A 20,723-nucleotide genomic window follows, 5' to 3' on the forward strand; every position below is an offset into this window, starting at 1 on the left:
TATGGCCCATCGGACAGCCGTCCGAGCGGTGTTCAGACAGAGGGCCCGAAGGAGTAGCATCCGGCCCAACGGACCCGGTCCGTCTGTCCGTACGACGCTGATGTCTCGGAGGGAACAATGCAGCCGACCGCCACGGTGCTGGTCTACAGCGATGACTCCAACACCCGCGAGCAGGTGCGGTTGGCGACGGGGCGGCGGCCAGCTCCCGACGTTCCCGTCGTCGAGTTCCTGGAGTGCGCCACCCCCGCCGCCGTCCTGAAGGAGCTGGACAAGGGCGGGATCGACGTCTGTGTGCTGGACGGGGAGGCCGTGCCCATGGGGGGCATGGGGATGTGCCGGCAGATCAAGGACGAGGTGTTCGAGTGTCCGCCGGTGCTGTTGCTGATCGGACGGCCGCAGGACGCGTGGCTGGCGACGTGGAGCCGGGCCGAGGCGGCGGTCACCTTGCCGGTTGATCCGGTGGAGTTCGCGTCGGCGCTGGCTTCTCTGCTGCGGTCGAAGAGTGCCTTGAGCGCCTAGCGGGGTGGGGGTGCGGCCCGTTCGGCGGGTGCGGGTGCGATGTGGCCTGTCGCGCAGTTCCCCGCGCCCCTGTAAGCGCGCCCCCGGTCCTCATACGCTCTCCGGGGTCAGCCTTGCCCTGGCCTGCGTGCTCGCGCCCTCTGAGGTGCCACCCAGGAGGGCACTGCCTCCCTGCCACTTCTTCCAGTTCAGGTTCCAGTCGCCGAAGCCGTTGCCGAAGGTCTCCATCGTGTTGCCGTAGGAGTTGACGACCTTCACGATGTCGCCCTCGCGGACGTTGTCGAAGAACCACTCGGCGTTGCCGGTGCTCATGCCGACACAGCCGTGGCTGACGTTGGCGGAGCCCTGGGAGCCCACGGACCAGGGGGCGGCGTGGACGTACTCGCCGCTCCAGGTGACCCGGGTGGCGTAGTAGACGGGCAGGTCGTACGACTCGGCGCTGCCCTCGGCTATGCCGATACTGGTGCCGCGCATGCGTACGAAGTACTCCTTGCCGAGTACGACCTTGACGCCGTTGCGGGTCTCGAAGCCGGGCTTGCCGGTGGTGACCGGGATGGTGTTGATCACCTTGTCGTTCCTGTAGACGGTCATCTCGTGGGACGACGCGTCCGTGACGGCGATGACCCGGTCGCCGGTGGTGAACTTCAGGGTCTTGGCCGTGCCGCCCCAGAGGCGGTCGGCGATCTTGATGCCGGGCAGGTTGCTGCGCACCTGGACGGTGGCCCGGGCGGGCCAGTACTCCTTGGGGCGGTAGTGGAGTTTCCTGTCGTCCACCCAGTGCCACGCGCCCTCGGCGGCGGGGGTCGAGCCCACCTTGAGGGCTCGCTCGACTATCGCGCGCTGCGCCTTTCCCCGTACGGGTTCGCTGAGTTCGGCGGTCACCGGCTGGCCCACGCCGTAGGTGCCCGTCTTGGGGCCGAAGGTGACGTTCAGGCGCTTCTTGGTGGTGGGCCTGCTGGTGTCGAAGGTGAGGATCTCGCGGCCCGGGGCGCCGTCCTCGTCCTCCGTGCTCACCCGGACCGTGTAGCGGGCGCCTGCGGCCAGGGGGGAGGTGCTGTGCCAGCGGTGGCCGTCGGCTGATAGTTCGCCGGCCACGTAGCGTCCTGCGGCGTCGACGGCCGTGACGTCCGTGATGCGGCCGTCGGAGTCCTCGGAGGTGACCTCCAGGGGCTTGTCCGGGTCGGCCTTCCTGCCGTCGCCGAAAGAGCCGCCGAAGGAGATCTGCTCAGCCGCGTCGTACGGCTTCGCCGAGAGGGGGTGGCCGTCGGACCCGCAGGCTGTGGCGGACGCGCCCAGGGCGGCCACCAGGAGGGTGCAGCTGACGACCGTACGGTTACGCGGTGAGTGCCTCATGGACCCACGCTAAGAACGTGCGGCGGCCTCGGCGCGGCGGGTGATCCGTGCGAGGGAACGAGGGTGTGGCAAAAGAGGGAGCCCGGACCCTCCTGACGGAGTGTCCGGGCTCCCCTGAGCACTGAGCGTGTTACTGGGTGCGATTCTCACCGCGGTAGTACTCGAAGACCCAGCCCCACAGGCCGATCAGGAGCAGCGGGGCCGCGAAGTACGCCAGCCACCAGCCGATCGCGACGCTCAGGAACAGGAACGCGCCGCCGATCGCCAGCGAGAGCGGCTGCCAGCTGTGCGGGCTGAAGAACCCGACCTCACCGGCGTCGTCCGCGACGTCCGCTTCCTTGTCGTCCTGCGCGCCCACGTCGACCCGCCGTGCCGTGAAGGCCAGGTAGTAGCCGACCATGATGCACAGGCCGAAGGACAGGAAGAGCGCCGTGGTGCCCGCCGGCTCCTTCGACCACACACCGTAGACGATCGCCATGACGAGGACGAAGACGGAGAGCCAGATGAACAGCTTGCCCTGGACCTTCACTTGCCCGCCTCCTTGCCGCCGGCGAGAGCCTTCTCGCCGTGCCCGACGTTCTCCAGCTGGTCGAGCGCCGCGATCTCAGGGTGATGCAGGTCGAACGCCGGGGATTCGCTGCGGATCCTCGGCAGGGTGAGGAAGTTGTGGCGCGGGGGCGGGCAGGACGTGGCCCACTCCAGCGAGCGGCCGTAGCCCCACGGGTCGTCGACCTCGACCTTCTTGCCGTACTTCGCGGTCTTCCAGACGTTGTAGAAGAACGGGAGCACGGACAGACCGAGCAGGAACGAGCTGATCGTCGAGATCGTGTTCAGCGCGGTGAAGCCGTCGGCCGCGAGGTAGTCCGCGTACCGGCGCGGCATGCCCTCGGCGCCCAGCCAGTGCTGGACGAGGAAGGTGCCGTGGAAGCCGATGAACAGCGTCCAGAACGTGATCTTGCCGAGTCGCTCGTCGAGCATCTTGCCGGTCATCTTCGGCCACCAGAAGTGGAAGCCGGAGAACATCGCGAACACGACCGTGCCGAAGACGACGTAGTGGAAGTGCGCCACCACGAAGTAGGAGTCCGAGACATGGAAGTCCATCGGCGGCGACGCCAGGATGACACCGGTCAGACCACCGAAGGTGAAGGTGATCAGGAAGCCGGTGGCCCAGAGCATCGGGGTCTCGAAACTCAGGGACCCCTTCCACATCGTTCCGATCCAGTTGAAGAACTTCACGCCTGTCGGAACGGCGATCAGGAACGTCATGAAGGAGAAGAACGGCAGCAGCACACCGCCGGTGACGTACATGTGGTGCGCCCACACCGTCACGGACAGGCCCGCGATCGCGATGGTCGCGGCGACCAGGCCCATGTAGCCGAACATCGGCTTGCGGGAGAAGACCGGGATGACCTCGGAGATGATGCCGAAGAACGGCAGCGCGATGATGTACACCTCTGGATGCCCGAAGAACCAGAACAGGTGCTGCCACAACAGGGCCCCACCGTTCGCGGCATCGAAGATGTGCGCGCCGAATTTCCGATCCGCCTCCAGCGCGAAGAGCGCGGCGGCCAGGACGGGGAAGGCCAGCAGGACGAGGACCGCGGTCAGCAGCACGTTCCACACGAAGATCGGCATGCGGAACATGGTCATGCCCGGGGCGCGCATGCAGATGATGGTGGTGATGAAGTTGACCGCGCCGAGGATGGTGCCGAAGCCGGAGAAGGCCAGGCCCATGATCCACAGGTCGGCGCCGATGCCCGGGGAGCGGACGGCGTCCGACAGCGGGGAGTAGGCGAACCAGCCGAAGTCGGCCGCACCGGAGGGGGTGAGGAAGCCGCCGACCGCGATGAGCGAGCCGAACAGGTACAGCCAGTAGGCGAACATGTTCAGCCGCGGGAACGCGACATCGGGGGCGCCGATCTGCAGCGGCATGATCCAGTTGGTGAAACCGGCGAACAGCGGCGTCGCGAACATCAGCAGCATGATCGTGCCGTGCATCGTGAACGCCTGGTTGAACTGCTCGTTCGACATGATCTGCAGACCCGGCCGGGCCAGCTCGGCGCGCATGAACAGCGCCATCACGCCACCGATGCAGAAGAACGCGAACGACGTCACCAGATACAGCGTGCCGATCGTCTTGTGGTCCGTGGTGGTGAGCCACTTGATGACCACGCTGCCGGGCTGCTTGCGCCGTACCGGCAGCTCGTTCTCGTACGAGTCCTCAGCTGCGGCGGCACCCTGGGGTTCGTTGGTGATGCTCACAGGTTCGTCGTCTCCCGGTTCTTCTCGTGGCTCGTCTGCGCGATGCCGGCGGGAATGTAACCGGTCTGCCCCTTCTTCGCGAGGTCCTTGAGGTGCTGCTCGTAGCGCTCGGGGGAGACGACCTTCACGTTGAACAGCATCCGGGAGTGGTCGACGCCGCAAAGCTCCGCACACTTGCCCAGGAAGGTGCCCTCCTTGTTGGGGGTCACCTGGAAGGCGTTGGTGTGGCCCGGGATGACGTCCTGCTTCATCAGGAACGGCACCACCCAGAAGGAGTGGATGACGTCACGCGAGGTGAGGACGAAGCGGACCGTCTTGCCCTTGGGGAGCCAGAGGGTCGGGCCGGGGTTGCCGGTCTGCGGGTTCCTCGTACCGGGCGTGCCGACGTCGTAGACGCCGCCGGCGTTGGCCGGGAATGCCTCCTTGAACCGGTCCGGAATGGCGGCCAGGTTCTCGTCGGTGTTCGCGTCGCCGGTGGAACCCTCGACGTTCTCGATGTAGTTGAAGCCCCAGCTCCACTGGAAGCCCACGACGTTGACCGTCAGGTCGGGCTTCTTGGAGACATCGAGGAGCTTCGACTCGTCACGTGCCGTGAAGTAGAAGAGCACCGAGACAATGATCAGCGGGACCACGGTGTACAGCGCCTCGATGGGCATGTTGTACCGGGTCTGCGGAGGTACTTCGACCTTGGTGCGGCTGCGCCGGTGGAACATGGCGCTCCACAGGATCAGGCCCCAGACCAGCACGCCGGTGGCGAGCGCGGCGGCCCACGACCCCTGCCACAGGGAGAGGATCCGCGGAGCCTCTTCCGTGGTGGGGGTGGGCATACCAAGGCGGGGAAAGTCCTTGTATGTGCAACCGGTCGCGGTCACCAGGACCAGGCCCGCAGTCATCGCCTGCAGCAGCTTCCGCCGCATCGGGCGCCGCGGCGTGGGGGTACCGCCCGCGCCCTTCAGGCAGCGGGGGAGGTCGGAGCCGTTGGGACTCACGTAGCGCCTTCCCGAGAGTCTCGCCCGCGCGGGTTGGCTGCGGCCTGCCTTCTCGCTGGTCGCCGCCCTGCGTCGGGCAGGGGTTTGGATGTTTATGCGGACCAAACCCTACTGGACGCAATTTGGGGTCGCGCGGGGAGGGTCCCCAACGCGCCGGGGGTCACCCCGAAGGGGTGGGATGGGTGTGATTGGGGGCGTTCTGACGGGGATTCGGGGCGCCCGGCGGGGTGGGCGGGATCTCTCGTTCGCCGGGTGAGGAGTGCGTTGTGGCCTGTCGCGGGGTTCCCCGCACCCAGGTGGGGACCCGCGCCCCTGGCAGAGGACTTAGCGTTGGCTCGTGGCCTACTTCGACGCTGCTTCCGCTGCCCCCCTTCACCCTGTTGCCCGGCAGGCTCTGCTGGCGTCTCTTGATGAGGGGTGGGCCGATCCCGCACGTTTGTACAGGGAGGGGCGGCGGGCCCGGATGTTGCTGGACGCCGCTCGTGAGGCCGCGGCGGAGGCGGTGGGGTGCCGGGCCGATGAGCTGACGTTCGTGTCGTCCGGCACCCGGGCCGTGCACGTCGGTGTGGCCGGTGCGCTCGCCGGGCGGCGTCGGGCCGGACGTCACCTGATCGTGTCGGCGGTCGAACACTCGTCGGTGCTCCACTCGGCGGAGGACTGGGAGGCGGCGGGCGGGGCGGTGACGACCGTCCCCGTGGATCGCGCCGGTTCCGTGGCCGTCGAGGGGTACGAGGCCGCCGTACGGCCTGACACGGCGCTGGCCTGTCTCCAGTCGGCCAGTCACGAGGTGGGGACCGAGCAGCCGGTGGAACAGGTGGCCGAGGTGTGCCGGGCGGCCGGGGTGCCGTTGCTGGTGGACGCGGCGCAGTCGTTGGGGTGGTCGGCGGTTCCGGGGCCCTGGTCGCTGTTGGCCGCGAGTGCCCACAAGTGGGGCGGGCCCTCCGGGGTGGGGCTGCTTGCCGTGCGGAAGGGGGTGCGGTTCGCGGTTCAAGGGCCCGTGGACGAGCGGGAGTCGGGGCGGGCCGCCGGGTTCGAGAACCTTCCGGCGATCGTCGCGGCGGCCGCTTCCCTGCGCGCGGTGCGGGCCGAGGCGGACCAGGAGGCGGTGCGGCTCCGGGAGCTGACGGAGCGGATCCGGGTGCGGGTGCCTCAGCTGGTCACGGACGTGGAGGTGGTCGGCGATCCCGTCCGGCGACTGCCCGGTGTCGTCACCTTCTCCTGTCTCTATGCCGACGGGGAGACACTGCTGCACGAGCTGGACCGTGCCGGTTTCTCCGTTTCCTCCGGGTCGTCCTGTACGAGCAGCACGTTGACGCCGAGCCATGTGCTGAGGGCGATGGGGGTGCTGAGCGAGGGAAACGTGAGGGTCTCGTTGCCCTTCGGGACCCCTGCCGAGGAGGTCGACCGGTTCCTGTCCGTCCTGCCGGGCGCGGTGGCGGCCGTACGGGAGAAGCTGGGCGCGCCGGTTCCGGTGACGGTCGCTGTCGTCGGCGCGGGGGACTCACTCGTCGTCGACGCCCTCGGCAAGCGGTGCCCGATCCCGGTGATCGAGCTGGCGAAGGTCATCGGCGATGTGGCGGTGGGCGCCACGGTCCGGGTCCTGTCGGACGACGAGGCGGCGCGGCTGGACATTCCGGCGTGGTGCGAGATGCGCGGGCAGGAGTACGTCGGTGAGGAGCCGGCGGACCAGGGCTCGGCCTTTCTGGTCCGCCGGCTCTCCTGACTCAGCCCAGGTGCTGCTGGACCTCGGTCGCCGCGTCGTCGCCGTACGCCTTGCGGAAGCGGTCCATGAAGTGGGCGCGCCGGAGCTGGTACTCCTGGGTGCCGACCGTCTCGATGACCAGGGTGGCGAGCATGCAGCCGACCTGCGCGGCGCGCTCCAGGGAGACGCCCCACACCAGCCCGGACAGGAAGCCGGCGCGGAACGCGTCGCCGACGCCCGTCGGCTCGACCCTGGCCTCCTCGTCCGGGACGCCGACCTCGATCGGCTCCTCGCCGACGCGCTCGATGCGCACGCCCTTGGCGCCGCGGGTGGTCACCCGGGTGCCGACCTTGGCGAGGATCTCGGCGTCGGACCAGCCGGTCTTCGACTCGATGAGGCCCTTCTCGTACTCGTTCGAGAAGAGGTACGCGGCGCCCTCCAGCAGGATCCTGATGTCGTCGCCGCCCATGCGGGCGATCTGCTGGGAGAAGTCGGCGGCGAACGGGATGGACCGAGCGCGGCACTCCTCGGTGTGGCGGAGCATCGCCTCCGGGTCGTCCGCGCCGATCGAGACCAGGTCGAGGCCGCCGACGCGGTCGGCGACGGTCTTCAGCTCGATGAGCCGGGCCTCGCTCATGGCCCCGGTGTAGAAGGAGCCGATCTGGTTGTGGTCGGCGTCGGTGGTGCACACGAAACGGGCGGTGTGCATCGTCTCCGAGATGCGCACCGAGTCGGTGTCCACGCCGTGGCGGTCCAGCCAGGCGCGGTACTCGTCGAAGTCGGCGCCGGCCGCCCCGACCAGGATCGGCCTGGTGCCGAGCTGGCCCATGCCGAAGGCGATGTTCGCGCCCACGCCACCCCGGCGTACGTCGAGGTTGTCGACCAGGAAGGAGAGCGAGACCGTGTGCAGCTGATCCGCTACGAACTGGTCGGCGAAACGGCCGGGGAAGGTCATGAGGTGGTCGGTGGCGATGGAGCCGGTGACAGCGATACGCACGGCGAGGACACTCTCCTGCGAGGGGAGGCGGATTGACAGTTCACGCTACCCGGTCGGCCCGTGCTCGCTGTAGCAGGCAAAACTACCCGATAGTAGATCTTTCTCGGTCGGGTATCCGGTGCATACGGTTCCGCTATGACGAACTTCAAGGTCAACCAGGTCCAGCAAGTACAACAGGTCCGTCCGGGCCCGGACCTCGAAGGGGACCTTGCCTCCCTGCGCGGCGACTGCGCCCGGATGGCACCGCACTGGACGGCCCCGGACCGGATCATCGCCCTGCCCGTCTCCCCGTCCCGTATCCACGGCGTGACCGTCCCGCCCGCCTCGGCACGGCTGGTGGACGCGATGTCCGAGTACGGCGACTGACGGGCGGCGACGGACGGCACCCCGCCGACAGGCGCTCGACGGGAACCGTGCGCTCCCCTGTTGCGTCCCATCGCTGTCCCCCGTAAAGGGGATGCGGTGTACGACCTCTCGGTGCCTGTCGGTGACAGGGCCGTGCCGGTCGGGACAGCCGGGACAGCTGGGAGCCGAAGGAGCGATGCCGTGAACACCGAGCGACCCGATCACGACGACGCCGACGACAAGGCCACCGAGGCCGACGCCGGCGGCACCACCGAGGCCGCACCCGAGGAGAGCGGCGCGGAGCGTCCGTCCCGGCGCCGGTCCCCGGTGCTCGTCGCCTCGGTCGCCGCCGCGGTCCTGCTGGTCGGGGGCGGCGGGGCGTACCTCGCCGCCGACGTGACCGGCGGCTCGGCCGACGGCAGTCGTACGGACAACACGTCGGCGCCGGGCGGCGACGGCACCACTCCCCCACCACTGGCCCTCGACGGTTACACCGGGGGCGACGCCTCGGGCGGTACGAGCGGCATCGCGCCCGGCGAACCCGACCCGAACGGCGTGACCTACCGGGCCGACGGCGCGCTGCCCGCCGGGCCGGCCTCGGCACCGGTGTACTCGGCGGCGAAGAACGGCGAGGAAACGGTCACGGCCGCCGAGGTGACCCGGCTGGCCAAGGCGCTCGGCGTCGAGGGGAAGCCGGTGGCGGAGGCCGACGGCTGGCTGGTCGGCGCGGCGAAGGACGGGACGGGTCCGATTCTGCGGGTGAACAAGCAGGCGCCGGGAACCTGGTCGTTCAGCCGGTACCTCGCCGGGGGCTCCGACAACTGCAAGGGCACGACCGTGTGCACGCAGGACACCGGTGCGGGGGCGACCGTCGATCCGGTGAGCGAGGCGGTGGCGAAGAAGGCCGCGGCGCCCGTCCTGAAGGCGGTCGGCCAGGACGACGCGAAGCTGGACGCGAGCCAGCTCATGGGCACGCAGCGGGTGGTGAACGCCGACCCGGTCGTCGGCGGGCTGCCCACCTACGGCTGGACGACCGGCATCCAGGTCAGCGCGCAGGGCGAAGTGGTGGGCGGCAGCGGCCAGTTGGTGACGCCGGTGAAGGGCGACACGTATCCGGTGCTCGGCGCCAAGGCCACGCTGGCCCTGCTCAACGAGCCGGGGGCGGTGGTGGCTCCCGAGCCCCGTATGGGCATCGGGGGCTGCGCCGGCCCCGTACCGCTGAAGGACCGCCTGGAGGCGCCGTGCGGTACGACGACGGGACAGAAGGAGACGCTCACGGTCGACAAGGCGGTGTTCGGACTGGCCTCGCACTCCGTGTCCGGGCGGCCGGCGCTGGTGCCGTCGTGGCTGTTCGAGGTACGGGCGCAGGGTGCGGCCGAAGGCTTCACGGTGACGTATCCGGCGGTCGACCCCCGGTATCTGGCCGGGGCCGGGTCCGGGTCGAGCGCGGACCCGTCTCCGACGCCCACGCCTACCGCGCCGGGGGACGAGCCGACGCCCGGGACGACGACGGGTGAGACAACGGTCGAGGGCTACACGGTCTCCGGCGACGGCAAGGAGCTGACCGTGGGCTTCTGGGGCGGGGCGTGCAGCGCGTACTCGGCGTCGGCGAGGGAGGAGGGGGGCGAGGTGACGGTGACGGTGACCTCGACGTCCGAGAAGGGCAAGGTCTGCATCCTGATCGCCAAGGCCAAGTACGAGACCGTGCAGCTGAACGAGCCGCTGGGTGACCGGAAGGTCGTCGGGGCGGACGGGCAGGCGATCCCCGAGGGCGATTTCGCCAAGAAGTAGTGGGCCCGGACCCCTGTTCGGATCCCTTGCTGTGCGTGAAGGCGGCGCCCCCCTCGGAGGGGGGCGCCGCCTTCACGCAATGGGCCTGTGTGGCCTACGACACGAGCCATGGCCTAGTTGAAGGAGTCACCGCAGGCACAGGAGCCCGTCGCGTTCGGGTTGTCGATCGTGAAGCCCTGCTTCTCGATCGTGTCGACGAAGTCGATGGAGGCGCCGCCGAGGTAGGGAGCGCTCATACGGTCGGTGACGACCTTGACGCCGTCGAAGTCCTTGAGGACGTCACCGTCGAGGGAACGCTCGTCGAAGAACAGCTGGTAGCGCAGCCCCGAGCATCCGCCGGGCTGAACCGCGACACGCAGGGCGAGGTCCTCGCGGCCTTCCTGGTCGAGCAGGGCCTTGACCTTCGCCGCAGCGGCGTCGGACAGGATGATGCCGTCGGTGACGGTGCTGGTCTCGTCCGATACGGACATCTACATCTCTCCCGGGTTGTACGGAGACTGCTTGCCGACGAGTGCAACCGGCGGGGCCGCGGATTCATTCCGGGGCCGAGAGTCTGTCTTTCCGTGCTGGCTTTTCCGTCTGGCTTTTCCGTTCTCCTCCCCATGCTCGCACACACGCAGAATCGCGAACAGCGGCCTGTGCACAGGGTCCGGTCGGGCTCCGGGATTCATGTCACATCGACGCTATGGACCTCGTCAAAGTGACGTGAAGGGGTTACGATAGATAACGTCAATTAGACGAAAAGGCGTGAACGGAAGAACAGAAAGGGTGCGTGTCGTGACCACCGCCCAGACGCAGGACCTCGACGTACAGCCGACTCCCCTCGCCCTGCTGCTCCTCGGCCGCGAGGCCGACCCGAGGAGCGAGCGCGGCGTCGACTGCCCCGGCGACCTGCCCTCCCCCTCCGACCCGGACCTGGTGGCACGTGCCCGTGCGGCCAAGGAGAAGCTCGGCGACAAGGTCTTCGTCCTCGGCCACCACTACCAGCGCGACGAGGTCATCCAGTTCGCGGACGTCACGGGCGATTCCTTCAAGCTGGCCCGGGACGCGGCGGCGCGCCCGGAGGCGGAGTACATCGTGTTCTGCGGTGTGCACTTCATGGCGGAGTCTGCGGACATCCTGACCGGCGACGACCAGAAGGTGGTCCTGCCCGACCTGGCCGCCGGCTGCTCGATGGCGGACATGGCGACGGCCGAGCAGGTCGCCGAGTGCTGGGACGTCCTGACGGAGGCCGGGGTGGCCGACCAGGTCGTGCCCGTCTCCTACATGAACTCCTCGGCGGACATCAAGGCGTTCACCGGCAAGCACGGCGGCACGATCTGTACGTCGTCCAATGCCGAGCGCGCCCTTGAGTGGGCGTTCGAACAGGGCCAGAAGGTCCTGTTCCTGCCGGACCAGCACCTGGGCCGCAACACGGCCGTACGGGACATGGGGATGTCGCTCGACGACTGCGTCCTCTACAACCCGCACAAGCCGAACGGCGGCCTGACGGCGGAGCAGCTGCGCAACGCGAAGATGATCCTGTGGCGGGGCCACTGCTCGGTGCACGGCCGCTTCAGCCTGGACTCGGTGAACGACGTCCGGGCCCGGATTCCCGACGTGAACGTCCTGGTCCACCCGGAGTGCAAGCACGAGGTGGTGGAGGCGGCGGACTACGTCGGCTCGACCGAGTACATCATCAAGGCGCTGGAGGCGGCCCCGGCCGGCTCCAAGTGGGCCATCGGCACGGAACTGAACCTGGTACGCCGCCTGGCGAACCGTTTCGCGCCCGAGGGCAAGGAGATCGTCTTCCTCGACAAGACGGTCTGCTTCTGCTCGACCATGAACCGCATCGACCTCCCCCACCTGGTCTGGACCCTGGAGTCCCTGGCCGAGGGCAAGCTGGTCAACCGGATCGCGGTGGACCGGGAGACGGAGACGTTCGCGAAGCTGGCGCTGGAGCGGATGCTGGCGCTGCCGTAGGCGGGCGAGCGGCGCTGCCCGTGTCCGTTCGGGTGCGCTCGCGTTCTTAGGGATGTACATCTTAGATGTGCATCCCTAAGAACTGCCGAGGTGACCGTGCCCCGACCGTCTCGCCGTAGCATCCTCAAGCCACCCCCGCTAACCCGGTAGAACGGGGCGTTTCACGCCACGCTGTCACGGAGGGGCAGGGTTGGCACGTTGCCGCTCGTGGAGGGCGCCGACGGCCAGGAGCGCGTAGGCGAGCACGCTCATCACGCTCCAGCGGTGCCAGGAGATCCAGCAGGTGACCTGGCCTGTGTCGAGGTGGGCCAGGCCCTTGGCTCCCTGGAAGTCCTCCTCAGTGCGCCACTGGTGAAACACCCCAAGACGGTTCGAACTTGGCGGAGTTGGCGATAATCCAGGTAGATGCCCTGCTGCGCCTGGCCGCGCTGGTCGATCGGCTGCGGGGTCGAGGCGACGACGCAGAACGCACCGCCGGTCCTGGGCATGAAACCGTTCCCGCATCATTGCCCAACACCCTCTGCCAGACAGTGCACTGGCGGTGCCGGCGCCGCAGAACCCCCATCAGAGCTGCCCTTCCTCTGAAGCGCCTCCTGGTCGTTGCGGCCGACGCTGCGCAGCCCATGCGGCCTGAGGGGTGACGCGTGCCGCGGCGCCCGCGGAGGAGACTGCGCGCAGGACGGGACGCCATGGGGCGGTCTCACGTCGAGAGGAGGGGGCGCAAACAATCCAGGTCAGCCGAAGAGGGCCACACCTCTGACGATCGCCACCACGGCAAAGACAACCGCCAGAATGGCCCACACGACCTTGAGGTGATCTGGAGTGAACCGCGGGCTGGGCGGTCCGCCCGGTGTGACCATCCCGATGATGTCGTACACCCGGAGGGCCAGGTTGCGGTAGTCCAGGGCGATCAGTGAGCCGAGGACTGCGACCGCCACGGCCCATACGAACTGAAACACACGTTCTCCAAGCTCCAGGTCCGGGCGGGTTCCGTACGCGTCCGAGACGCGTACGAAACCCGCTCACATTACGCGCTACCAGGTCCAGAGCTTAGTGACGCCGGTCACGCCCGAGCCGAAGCTCGCGCTGACGCCAGCACCGAGCCCGAATCCGACCTCATTGGTGCGCACGATGTCACCGCGCGCGTTGCGGGTGCCGAACGTGCCACGGTGGCTGACGGAGACCATCAGTCCGTCGCCCACGGCCACACCCACACCGGCCGCTTCACCGCGCACCTGGTCGAAGTCGTCGGCGTTGCTGTTGATGAACCCGAGGGTGACTCCGGCGCCGACACCGACGGCCTCCTCGAGCGTGCCGCTCACCCCGTAGTCCACCTTTCCGTCGGGGCGAGTGGTCCTGACGAAGCAACCGGTCGCCTCACCGCCAACGCCGAAGGCGCCACCGGGGCTGAGGCAGATGCCCGACGTGTTCTTGTACGACATGACATAGTCCGCAGCATCGCCGACACCATTCTTGGCACTGTCCCATGCGCCTCCCCAGTCGCCGTTCTTGACGCTCCCCCAGAAACCGTCGTCCTTCTTGGGTGCGGGACCCGGGTTGGGCGGCGGTGTGGTCTTGAGCCACCCTGTGGGTGCCGGTGCCGAGGGCAAGTTGAGGTTGCGGCGGCCGGGGATGCCGCCGAGGCCGGTGGGCTTGGTGTTGCCCTGGACAAGCGGGGGGGGCGGGCTCCGCAGCGGCAAGCTCGGACCCAGCCCTCGGAGTTGTTGCTGACGGTCTTCTTCTTGGGCTTGTACGTGCCGTAGGTCCCGTTGCTTCCGGAGCAGTACGCGACGCCATCGCCGCAGCCACCGCGGAAACCAGCGCCCGCATCCGTCTTCCGTGCACGCCGCCAGCGCGACGCCCCCGTCTCGAACTCACAACCCCACCCCGTGTTCACAACCCAGTCATGACTCTTGCTCGGCGCAATATTTGCCATGGACATGAGAATGAAAACATCATGTGATGAAACTGTGACCGATGGGGGCAGTGGTGCACCGTGGCTGCATTCGGGCGGCGCTTCCACAAGAGCCGCACCCAGGCTGCCCGCCGGGAAGGGCGTACGACGCCGTCGCGCGCCTGCGCAAACCCCGCCCCTCCCCTGACTCCCCTGCCTGCACACCCTCCCTACCCTTCGGGCAATCGCGCCCCCGACTCACCGCGATCCGCAACACATCCCCCAGCGCTTCGGCAAGCCGTACCCCGGCGAACCTCAACTCCCGTTCCCCCGCGCCCTCCCCGGCCAGCAACGGCCTCGCCTGCCCCAGTACGAACTCCGCCGAGTCGAGCAGTTCCGTCTCCAACTCGTCCGCCATGCACGACAGTCGGCTGTCCGGGTCGGACGTACTGAGGTAGCACGGGCCGCCCTCCGGCGTGGTCCACGGCAGCAGCCGTAGTTGTGCACCCATTCCGTCTCGCATCATCACGTGACTCCCTTCGCTCCAGTCCCCCTGGCGGCCACAAGCACCGGCAATTACCGCTTGTGCCTACATCGTCACCGTGCGGCACGCGCCCCCAACAGGGGATGCGTGTCCCAGCGTTGAGATCGGGACGACCGGCACAAGAGACGCGAGACAAGAGGCGAGACCGATGACGTTCAAACCGCAGCAGCTGACCCCGTACCACTCCGCCCGCCACTACTTCGGCGCGGAGCAGCGCCGCCAACGCGAGGCCGCGCGGCTGTCGCTCGTACAGCTGGCGGACATCCTCAGCTCCAGCAAGAGCACGCTGGCCCGCGTCGAGACGGCCGAACTGATACCGCCACCCGACCTGCCCGCACAACTCGACGCAGCCTTCGGCACCGACAAACACTTCCACGGGCTGTACGAACTGGCCAACGCGAAGCGCATCCGGACCAGTACCGCCGGTTCATGGACTTCGAGGCGCAGGCGGCGGTCATCGAGACGTACGACCCACAGGTCGTCCCAGGGCTGTTGCAGACCAGGGAGTACGCCGACGCCCTGCTCAGCCTCCAAGAGGAGCTGCCCCGGGAGAAGGTAGAAGAACTCGTCAACGCCCGCATGTCCCGCCAGGATCGCCTCCGCTCGGCACAGCCCCCTCTCCGGTGGGCGATCATCGACGAGGCGGTCCTGCGGCGGCCGTTCGGTGACGCGGAGTGCATGCACAAACAACTGGCCTGGCTACTCGAACAGGTGGATACTCCGGAAAGCAAGGTCCAGGTGATGCCCTTCAGTGCCGGTCCCTACTTCCTGATGGGTGGCGTACTGAACCTGCTGAACCTTCCCAACGGCTCCACCATGGCCTACGAAGAGGGCATCGAGGTCGGCCACCTTTACGAGGACCGGGAGTCGGCGAAGAAATGGCGGCGACGCTACGACGTACTCCGCGCCAACGCCCTCTCGCCAGCCACCTCGGCGGAGCTGATCCGACAGGCGATGGAGGACTACACGTCATGCGACACACCCCCGAGCTGAACTCCGCCCACTGGCGCCGGAGCAGCTACAGCAACGCCAGTGGGGGGGCCTGCGTCGAGATCACCGAGGACCTCCCCTGTGTCGTCCCCGTCCGCGACAGCAAGAACCCCCAAGGTCCCGTACTCGTCGTCCCAGCCGCGATCTGGGACACGTTCGTCAACTCCCTGAAGGCATAGGGCAGAAAAAGGGGACGGACGGGGCGCCCAAGCGTTCCGGCCGTCCCCCTCGCTCATCAGGCCGTCACACCCCCGCTGTCTCCGACACCTCCGGCTTCGGCTCCCGTTTCGCCGCCTTCCACCACCGCTTCCACAACCCCGTACCCCTGGCCGCGGTACTGGTCGATCTGTGTAGAGGCGGGCGCTCATTACGCGGTCCCCACTCCGGCCGCAGTACACCCCGCGGAGCTCACTCCACCCTCGGGCGTACCAGTCCCGACTCGTAGGCGATGACGACGAGCTGCGCCCTGTCCCGGGCGCCCAGCTTGGCCATGGCCCGGTTGACGTGCGTCTTCACCGTCAACGGGCTCACCTCCAGCCGCTCCGCTATCTCGTCGTTCGAGTGCCCGCCGGCGACCTGCACCAGCACCTCGCGCTCCCGCCCGGTCAGCGCGCCCAGCCGCTCGGCACGCGCGGGGTCGCGGCCGTCGTCCAGTACGTCGCCCTGTGCGAGGAACCGGGCGATCAGCCCCTTGGTGGCGGCCGGCGACAGCAGCGCCTCGCCCGCGGCGGCGACCCTGATGGCGTTCAGCAGCTCATCGGGCTCGGCCCCCTTCCCGAGGAACCCGGACGCGCCCGCGCGCAGCGACTGCACCACGTACTCGTCGACCTCGAACGTCGTCAGCATCACGACCCGTACATGCGCGAGCCCGGGATCCGCGCTGATCAGCCGGGTCGCGGCCAGTCCGTCGGTGCCCGGCATCCGGATGTCCATCAGCACCACGTCGGCGCGCTGCTCCCGCACCAGCCGCACCGCCTCCGCACCGTCGGACGCCTCCCCGACCACCTCCATGTCGGACTCCGAGTCCACGAGCACGCGGAAGGCGCTGCGCAGCAGTGCCTGGTCGTCGGCGAGCAGGACACGGATCGTCATCAGCGGTCCTCAATGAAAATCGGTGAATCGGCGAATCGTCTTTTCTGCTGTCTACGCGGTTCTCTGTACGGGGCTGCCCGCGCCGTCCCCGGCACGCGCGCTGCTCTTCAACGGCAGGATCGCATGCACCCGGAAGCCGCCTCCGTATCGGGGACCCACGCTGCAGTTGCCGCCGACCGCGGTGACGCGCTCCCGCATCCCGAGCAGCCCGTGCCCGCCGCCGTCCTCGGGCCCGTTGCCCTGCCCGGGACCGTTGTCGAGCACGGTGATCTCGATGTTCGGCCCCACCCGTACGACGCTGACCTCGGCCTTCGCCGCCCCGCCCGCATGTTTCCGTACGTTCGTCAGGGCCTCCTGGATCACCCGGTACGCCGCCAGGTCGATGGCCGCGGGGAGGGTGGTCCCCTGGTCGGCGCGGGCGACCTCGACCTGGAGTCCGGCGTTGTGGAAGGTGCCGACCAGCTCGTCGAGCCGGTGCAGACCGGGCGCGGGCTCGGTGGGCGCTTCCGGGTCCCCGGACTGGCGCAGCAGCCCGACGGTCGCGCGCAGCTCGTTCAGCGCCGAGCGGCTGGCCTCCCGTACGTGGGCGAGGGCCTCCTTGGCCTGGTCGGGGCGCTTGTCCATGACGTGCGCGGCGACTCCGGCCTGGACGTTGACGAGGGCGATGTGGTGGGCGACCACGTCGTGCAGGTCACGGGCGATGCGCAGCCGCTCCTCGGCCACGCGGCGGCGGGCCTCCTCCTCGCGGGTGCGTTCCGCTCGCTCGGCGCGCTCTCTTATGGCGCCGACGAAGGCACGGCGGCTGCGTACGGCGTCCCCTGCGGTCGCGGCCATGCCGGTCCAGGCGAAGATGCCGAGGTTCTCCTGCGCGTACCAGGGCAGGGGGCCGGCCAGCATCGCGGAACCGGTGAGGACGGTCATGGTGACAAGGCCGACGCGCCAGGTGGTGGGGCGGTCGGTGGCCGACGCGACGGTGTAGAGGGCGATCACCGCGGACATCGCGACGGGGGCACGGGGGTCGGCGGTGACCGACTCGACCAGGGAGGCGGCGCCGGTGAACGCGAGCACCTTCACGGGGTCGCGGCGGCGGAGGATGAGCGCTGCGGCGCCCAGCACCATGAGGAACAGGCTGAGGGGGTCAGGGGTGCGGGCGGTCCAGGCGCCGCCGTGGCTCCCGTGGGGGTCGACGAACGAGGCTGCCAGCATGCAGACGAGGACGGCTCCGGCAAGGGCCACGTCCAGCGCGAGGGGGTGCGCCTTCAGATGGCATCGGGCGCGCTGGAGGTGGGTCACGTTCGTCAAGGTAACTCACCTGGGCGTTGCTGGGGACTGCCGTCCCCAGACCCCTGCTACGGCCCTGAACGGGCCTTGTCCTCAAACGCCGGACGGGCTGAAATTGCCGACCGGCGCAAACGGGGTCACCCCGGGATCAGGCCGTCGTCGCTCAGCAGCTCCCTGACCTCCTCCAGTGTCGCGTCAGGCGACGGGAGGATCAGTTCGGAGGGTTCCAAGGAGTCGTCCGGCAAGGGGTCGCCCAGTTCGCGGACCTTGGCCAGGAGCGACTGAAGGGTCCGGCGGAAGCCGGGGCCGTCGCCGATCTCCATTTCCGCCAGGAGCACGTCGTCCAGCTTGTTCAGTTCGGTGAGGTGGCTGTCCGCCAGCCTCACCTGGCCCTCCCCCATGATCCGTACGATCATGTCGCCCTCCTCAGGCGTGGCCCTACTGCTTGTCGAAGCGCGGAGTGTCGTTCGGCTGCTGCTGTGACTGCTGCTGGCCGCTGCCGCCCTCGATGGCCTGCTGTCCCGCCGACGAACCTCCGGCCAGCTCCGCCTTCATGCGCTGCAGCTCCAGCTCCACATCCGTACCACCGGAGAGCCGGTCCAGCTCGGCCTGGAGATCGTCCTTCGCCATGCCCGTGGGGTCGTTCAGGGCGCCCGAGGCGAGCAGCTCGTCGATCGCACCGGCGCGTGCCTGGAGCTGTGCCGTCTTGTCCTCGGCCCGCTGGATCGCCAGGCCCACGTCGCCCATCTCCTCGGAGATGCCGGTGAACGCCTCGCCGATCCGGGTCTGGGCCTGGGCGGCGGTGTACGTCGCCTTGATCGTCTCCTTCTTGGTACGGAAGGCGTCGACCTTGGCCTGGAGGCGCTGCGACGCGAGCGTGAGCTTCTCCTCCTCGCCCTGGAGGGTCTGGTGCTGCGTCTCCAGGTCCGTCACCTGCTGCTGCAGGGCGGCGCGGCGCGAGAGCGCCTCGCGGGCCAGGTCCTCACGGCCCAGTGCGAGCGCCTTACGGCCCTGGTCCTCCAGCGTGGAGGACTGCTTGTTCAGCTGGGCGAGCTGCAGCTCCAGGCGCTTGCGGCTGGTCGCCACGTCGGCGACTCCGCGGCGCACCTTCTGGAGCAGTTCCAGCTGTTTCTGGTACGAGTAATCGAGGGTTTCGCGCGGGTCCTCGGCCCGGTCAAGGGCCTTGTTCGCCTTCGCGCGGAAGATCATCCCCATACGCTTCATGACACCGCTCATGGGCTTCGCGCGCCCCCTTCTGACGGACTCCAGCTCCAGCACCTGCAACAGGACCAACAGTACGGGCCCTGCATCCATTACCGCACTGTTCCGGGCCCGATGCGCTCATCCCCAAGGACGACTGCGATCAGTCCCACTCCGGCGTAGGGAGTAGGCGGCCCCCTACTGCCTGTCCACTGTTCCTGGCCTCAGCCGGTCTTCTGTCGGGCTTCTGTCTGTACTCCTACAGACGACCGGCGTTGCCGGATCGTTCCCCACTTGGCTGGGATCCATGCCCCGGGACCCCTTACCCTTGGGTTTTGTGTTCCGTAGCCGTGCCAAGGAAGAGAAGGCCCCCGCCGACAAGGCGCCGGTGACCGACTCCAAGCAGACCCGTGACCCGCAGGCCCCGAAGGGCAGGCCGACTCCCAAGCGGAGTGCGGCCCAGTCCCAGCGCCGCAGCGTGGCCAATACGCCGAAGACGCGCAAGGAGGGGGCCAAGCGGCAGCGCGAGGAGCGCCGTGCCGCGATGGAGCGGCAGCGCCAGGCGCTCGCCAACGGGGACGAGCGTTATCTCCCCGTCCGCGACAAGGGACCGGTGCGCCGTTTCGCGCGCGATTTCGTGGACTCGCGTTTCTGTGTCGCCGAGTTCTTCCTGCCGATGGCCGTGGTCATCCTCGTGCTGAGCATGGTGCGGGTCGGGGCGCTGCAGAGCATCGCGCTGCTGCTGTGGCTCTTCGTGATCGTGCTGATCATCGTCGACTCGGTCGGAATCGCGATCCGGTTGCGCAAGCAGCTGGCCGCCCGCTATCCGAACGAGCGGACGAAGGGCGCGGTCGCCTACGCGCTGATGCGCTCTCTCCAGATGCGTCGCCTCCGGCTGCCCAAGCCGCAGGTCAAGCGCGGAGAGCGGCCCTGAGCACTACGTCGTTCTCCGGGGGCGCGGCGGATGCCTGGCTGCACAGGCTGGGCGGGCTGCGGAATGTCGTAAGGCAGGAGCTGGTGGCCCGGCAGCTCGACGAGCAGATAGCCGGGCGGTTTCCGGTCGGGCAGCGGTTGCGGGTGCTCGATGTCGGCATGGGTCAGGGCACCCAGGCGCTGCGGCTGGCCCGGGCCGGCCATCAGGTCACCGGTGTCGAGAAGGACCCGAGGATGCTCGAGGCGGCCCGTGCGGCCCTCGCCGCCGAGCCGGAGGGCATCCGCGCTCGCGTCCGGCTTCTTGAGAGCGACGGTCGTGACACCGGCGTGCACTTCCTGCCGGGCAGCTTCGATGTGGTGCTCTGCCATGGCGTACTGATGTACGTCGAACTGCCGGACGCGCTGCTGGCGGGGCTGGCGCGGATGCTGGCGCCGGGCGGGCTGCTGTCGCTGCTGGTGCGCAACGGGGACGCGCTGGCCATGCGTTCGGGGCTCGCCGGGGACTGGGCGGGTGCCCTGGGCGCCTTCGACGCCGGCTCCTACACGAACCGGCTCGGCCTCGACGTACGCGCCGACCGGCTTTCCGCGCTCACCGGCACCCTTTACGGCATCGGGGCGCCGCTGCACGCCTGGTACGGGGTGCGGGTGTTCACCGACACGGCGGACGACGACGCGGAGGCTCCGGCGGACGTCGACGCGTTGCTGGCGGTCGAGGAGCGGGCCGGGCGGACGGATCCCTATCGGCAGGTGGCCGCGTTGCTTCACCTGTGCGGGGTTCGGGGCTAGTGCCGCGCAGGCAGCGTTCGCCCGTCAAGGAGCGGCGTCCGGTGGGTGCTCTCGGCGTGCCGGCCGGAAGCCCTCGTACTGGA

Annotated in this window: 21 protein-coding genes and 1 pseudogene; 9 read left to right on the forward strand and 13 right to left on the reverse strand. The window is 68.9% G+C overall.

The features are described 5' to 3' along the window. Window positions 1-117: 117 nt before the first annotated feature. Entirely contained in the window at window positions 118-519 is a 402-nt protein-coding gene (locus RB628_RS16160; protein WP_318321122.1) for a hypothetical protein, read from the forward strand. A 90-nt stretch (window positions 520-609) separates the two neighbouring features. Here the strand turns inward: RB628_RS16160 and RB628_RS16165 are convergent, their stop codons facing one another. The 4 genes from RB628_RS16165 to coxB form a co-directional block, all read right to left on the reverse strand. Then, the gene (locus RB628_RS16165; protein WP_318321123.1) at window positions 610-1,872 is read right to left on the reverse strand and encodes a L,D-transpeptidase; all 1,263 of its coding nucleotides are present in this window, start codon (window positions 1,870-1,872) and stop codon (window positions 610-612) included. A gap of 130 nt (window positions 1,873-2,002) precedes the next feature. After that, on the reverse strand, window positions 2,003-2,401 hold the full coding sequence (locus tag RB628_RS16170) for a cytochrome c oxidase subunit 4 (RefSeq protein WP_318321124.1): 399 nt from the start codon (window positions 2,399-2,401) through the stop codon (window positions 2,003-2,005). Further along, window positions 2,398-4,134 carry a cytochrome c oxidase subunit I gene (gene ctaD / locus RB628_RS16175; protein WP_318321125.1) on the reverse strand — a complete coding sequence of 579 codons (1,737 nt, stop codon included), beginning with the start codon at window positions 4,132-4,134 and terminating at the stop codon, window positions 2,398-2,400. The genes RB628_RS16170 and ctaD overlap by 4 nt, the downstream gene beginning before the upstream one ends. Next, on the reverse strand, window positions 4,131-5,123 hold the full coding sequence (gene coxB / locus RB628_RS16180) for a cytochrome c oxidase subunit II (RefSeq protein ID WP_412180664.1): 993 nt from the start codon (window positions 5,121-5,123) through the stop codon (window positions 4,131-4,133). The genes ctaD and coxB overlap by 4 nt, the downstream gene beginning before the upstream one ends. Before the next feature lie 337 nt (window positions 5,124-5,460). Between coxB and RB628_RS16185 the strand changes: the two genes are divergently transcribed. Next, window positions 5,461-6,846: a cysteine desulfurase/sulfurtransferase TusA family protein gene (locus RB628_RS16185; protein WP_318321126.1), complete on the forward strand. Its 1,386-nt coding sequence runs from the start codon at window positions 5,461-5,463 to the stop codon at window positions 6,844-6,846. Window position 6,847: 1 nt separating this feature from the next. Here RB628_RS16185 and RB628_RS16190 read toward each other — a convergent pair whose 3' ends face one another. Continuing rightward, a complete protein-coding gene (locus RB628_RS16190; protein WP_318321127.1) occupies window positions 6,848-7,822 on the reverse strand; it encodes a carbohydrate kinase family protein in 975 nt (324 codons plus the stop codon). A gap of 135 nt (window positions 7,823-7,957) precedes the next feature. On the opposite strand from RB628_RS16190, the gene RB628_RS16195 reads away from it, so the two are divergent. Together RB628_RS16195 and RB628_RS16200 are read left to right on the forward strand one after the other, a co-directional pair. Next, complete coding sequence (locus RB628_RS16195; protein WP_318321128.1) at window positions 7,958-8,188, forward strand: hypothetical protein; 231 nt, start codon at window positions 7,958-7,960, stop codon at window positions 8,186-8,188. A 180-nt stretch (window positions 8,189-8,368) separates the two neighbouring features. Next, entirely contained in the window at window positions 8,369-9,958 is a 1,590-nt protein-coding gene (locus tag RB628_RS16200) for a hypothetical protein (protein WP_318321129.1), read from the forward strand. 113 nt (window positions 9,959-10,071) lie between these two features. On the opposite strand, the gene RB628_RS16205 is transcribed toward RB628_RS16200, so the two are convergent. Next, complete coding sequence (locus tag RB628_RS16205) at window positions 10,072-10,428, reverse strand: iron-sulfur cluster assembly accessory protein (RefSeq protein ID WP_318321130.1); 357 nt, start codon at window positions 10,426-10,428, stop codon at window positions 10,072-10,074. Between the two features lie 307 nt (window positions 10,429-10,735). Here RB628_RS16205 and nadA point away from each other — a divergent pair, with 307 nt between their 5' ends. After that, complete coding sequence (nadA, locus tag RB628_RS16210) at window positions 10,736-11,920, forward strand: quinolinate synthase NadA (RefSeq protein WP_318321131.1); 1,185 nt, start codon at window positions 10,736-10,738, stop codon at window positions 11,918-11,920. Window positions 11,921-12,094: 174 nt separating this feature from the next. Here the strand turns inward: nadA and RB628_RS16215 are convergent, their stop codons facing one another. The 3 genes from RB628_RS16215 to RB628_RS16225 form a co-directional block, all read right to left on the reverse strand. Next, a complete protein-coding gene (locus RB628_RS16215) occupies window positions 12,095-12,280 on the reverse strand; it encodes a hypothetical protein (RefSeq protein ID WP_318321132.1) in 186 nt (61 codons plus the stop codon). A gap of 374 nt (window positions 12,281-12,654) precedes the next feature. Then, window positions 12,655-12,879 (reverse strand): hypothetical protein, encoded by a 225-nt coding sequence (locus RB628_RS16220; protein ID WP_318321133.1) that lies wholly within the window; start codon window positions 12,877-12,879, stop codon window positions 12,655-12,657. A 75-nt stretch (window positions 12,880-12,954) separates the two neighbouring features. Further along, window positions 12,955-13,620 carry a hypothetical protein gene (locus RB628_RS16225; protein WP_318321134.1) on the reverse strand — a complete coding sequence of 222 codons (666 nt, stop codon included), beginning with the start codon at window positions 13,618-13,620 and terminating at the stop codon, window positions 12,955-12,957. Between the two features lie 886 nt (window positions 13,621-14,506). Here RB628_RS16225 and RB628_RS16230 point away from each other — a divergent pair. Both RB628_RS16230 and RB628_RS16235 read left to right on the forward strand, forming a co-directional pair. Then, a pseudogene (locus tag RB628_RS16230) lies at window positions 14,507-15,351 on the forward strand (helix-turn-helix domain-containing protein). Next, window positions 15,330-15,527 (forward strand): DUF397 domain-containing protein, encoded by a 198-nt coding sequence (locus tag RB628_RS16235; protein WP_318321135.1) that lies wholly within the window; start codon window positions 15,330-15,332, stop codon window positions 15,525-15,527. Before RB628_RS16230 ends, RB628_RS16235 begins: the two are co-directional and overlap by 22 nt. Window positions 15,528-15,756: 229 nt before the next feature. Here RB628_RS16235 and RB628_RS16240 read toward each other — a convergent pair whose 3' ends face one another. The 4 genes from RB628_RS16240 to RB628_RS16255 form a co-directional block, all read right to left on the reverse strand. Next, window positions 15,757-16,440, reverse strand: a complete 684-nt coding sequence (locus RB628_RS16240; protein ID WP_318321136.1) for a response regulator transcription factor — start codon at window positions 16,438-16,440, stop codon at window positions 15,757-15,759. Window positions 16,441-16,491: 51 nt separating this feature from the next. Then, entirely contained in the window at window positions 16,492-17,733 is a 1,242-nt protein-coding gene (locus tag RB628_RS16245) for a sensor histidine kinase (RefSeq protein ID WP_318321145.1), read from the reverse strand. Between the two features lie 125 nt (window positions 17,734-17,858). Then, window positions 17,859-18,137, reverse strand: a complete 279-nt coding sequence (gene pspAA, locus RB628_RS16250) for a PspA-associated protein PspAA (RefSeq protein WP_318321137.1) — start codon at window positions 18,135-18,137, stop codon at window positions 17,859-17,861. Window positions 18,138-18,159: 22 nt separating this feature from the next. Beyond that, window positions 18,160-18,957, reverse strand: coding sequence for a PspA/IM30 family protein (locus RB628_RS16255; RefSeq protein WP_318321146.1), 798 nt, complete (start codon window positions 18,955-18,957; stop codon window positions 18,160-18,162). A 271-nt stretch (window positions 18,958-19,228) separates the two neighbouring features. Here RB628_RS16255 and RB628_RS16260 point away from each other — a divergent pair, with 271 nt between their 5' ends. After that, window positions 19,229-19,855: a DUF3043 domain-containing protein gene (locus RB628_RS16260; protein ID WP_318321138.1), complete on the forward strand. Its 627-nt coding sequence runs from the start codon at window positions 19,229-19,231 to the stop codon at window positions 19,853-19,855. 83 nt (window positions 19,856-19,938) lie between these two features. Next, window positions 19,939-20,640 (forward strand): class I SAM-dependent methyltransferase, encoded by a 702-nt coding sequence (locus tag RB628_RS16265; protein WP_318321139.1) that lies wholly within the window; start codon window positions 19,939-19,941, stop codon window positions 20,638-20,640. Window positions 20,641-20,723: the final 83 nt, after the last annotated feature.

Origin of the sequence: Streptomyces sp. ADMS, assembly GCF_033441795.1 — a bacterium.
GTDB lineage: Bacteria > Actinomycetota > Actinomycetes > Streptomycetales > Streptomycetaceae > Streptomyces.

Coding starts and splice junctions, on each gene's coding strand:
- RB628_RS16160 (WP_318321122.1), top strand. CDS start 118: ATGCAGCCGACCGCCACGGTGCTGGTCTACAGCGATGACTCCAACACC.
- RB628_RS16165 (WP_318321123.1), bottom strand. CDS start 1,872: ATGAGGCACTCACCGCGTAACCGTACGGTCGTCAGCTGCACCCTCCTG.
- RB628_RS16195 (WP_318321128.1), top strand. CDS start 7,958: ATGACGAACTTCAAGGTCAACCAGGTCCAGCAAGTACAACAGGTCCGT.
- RB628_RS16205 (WP_318321130.1), bottom strand. CDS start 10,428: ATGTCCGTATCGGACGAGACCAGCACCGTCACCGACGGCATCATCCTG.
- RB628_RS16235 (WP_318321135.1), top strand. CDS start 15,330: ATGCGACACACCCCCGAGCTGAACTCCGCCCACTGGCGCCGGAGCAGC.
- RB628_RS16240 (WP_318321136.1), bottom strand. CDS start 16,440: ATGACGATCCGTGTCCTGCTCGCCGACGACCAGGCACTGCTGCGCAGC.
- pspAA (WP_318321137.1), bottom strand. CDS start 18,137: ATGATCGTACGGATCATGGGGGAGGGCCAGGTGAGGCTGGCGGACAGC.
- RB628_RS16255 (WP_318321146.1), bottom strand. CDS start 18,957: ATGAGCGGTGTCATGAAGCGTATGGGGATGATCTTCCGCGCGAAGGCG.
- RB628_RS16260 (WP_318321138.1), top strand. CDS start 19,229: ATGCCCCGGGACCCCTTACCCTTGGGTTTTGTGTTCCGTAGCCGTGCC.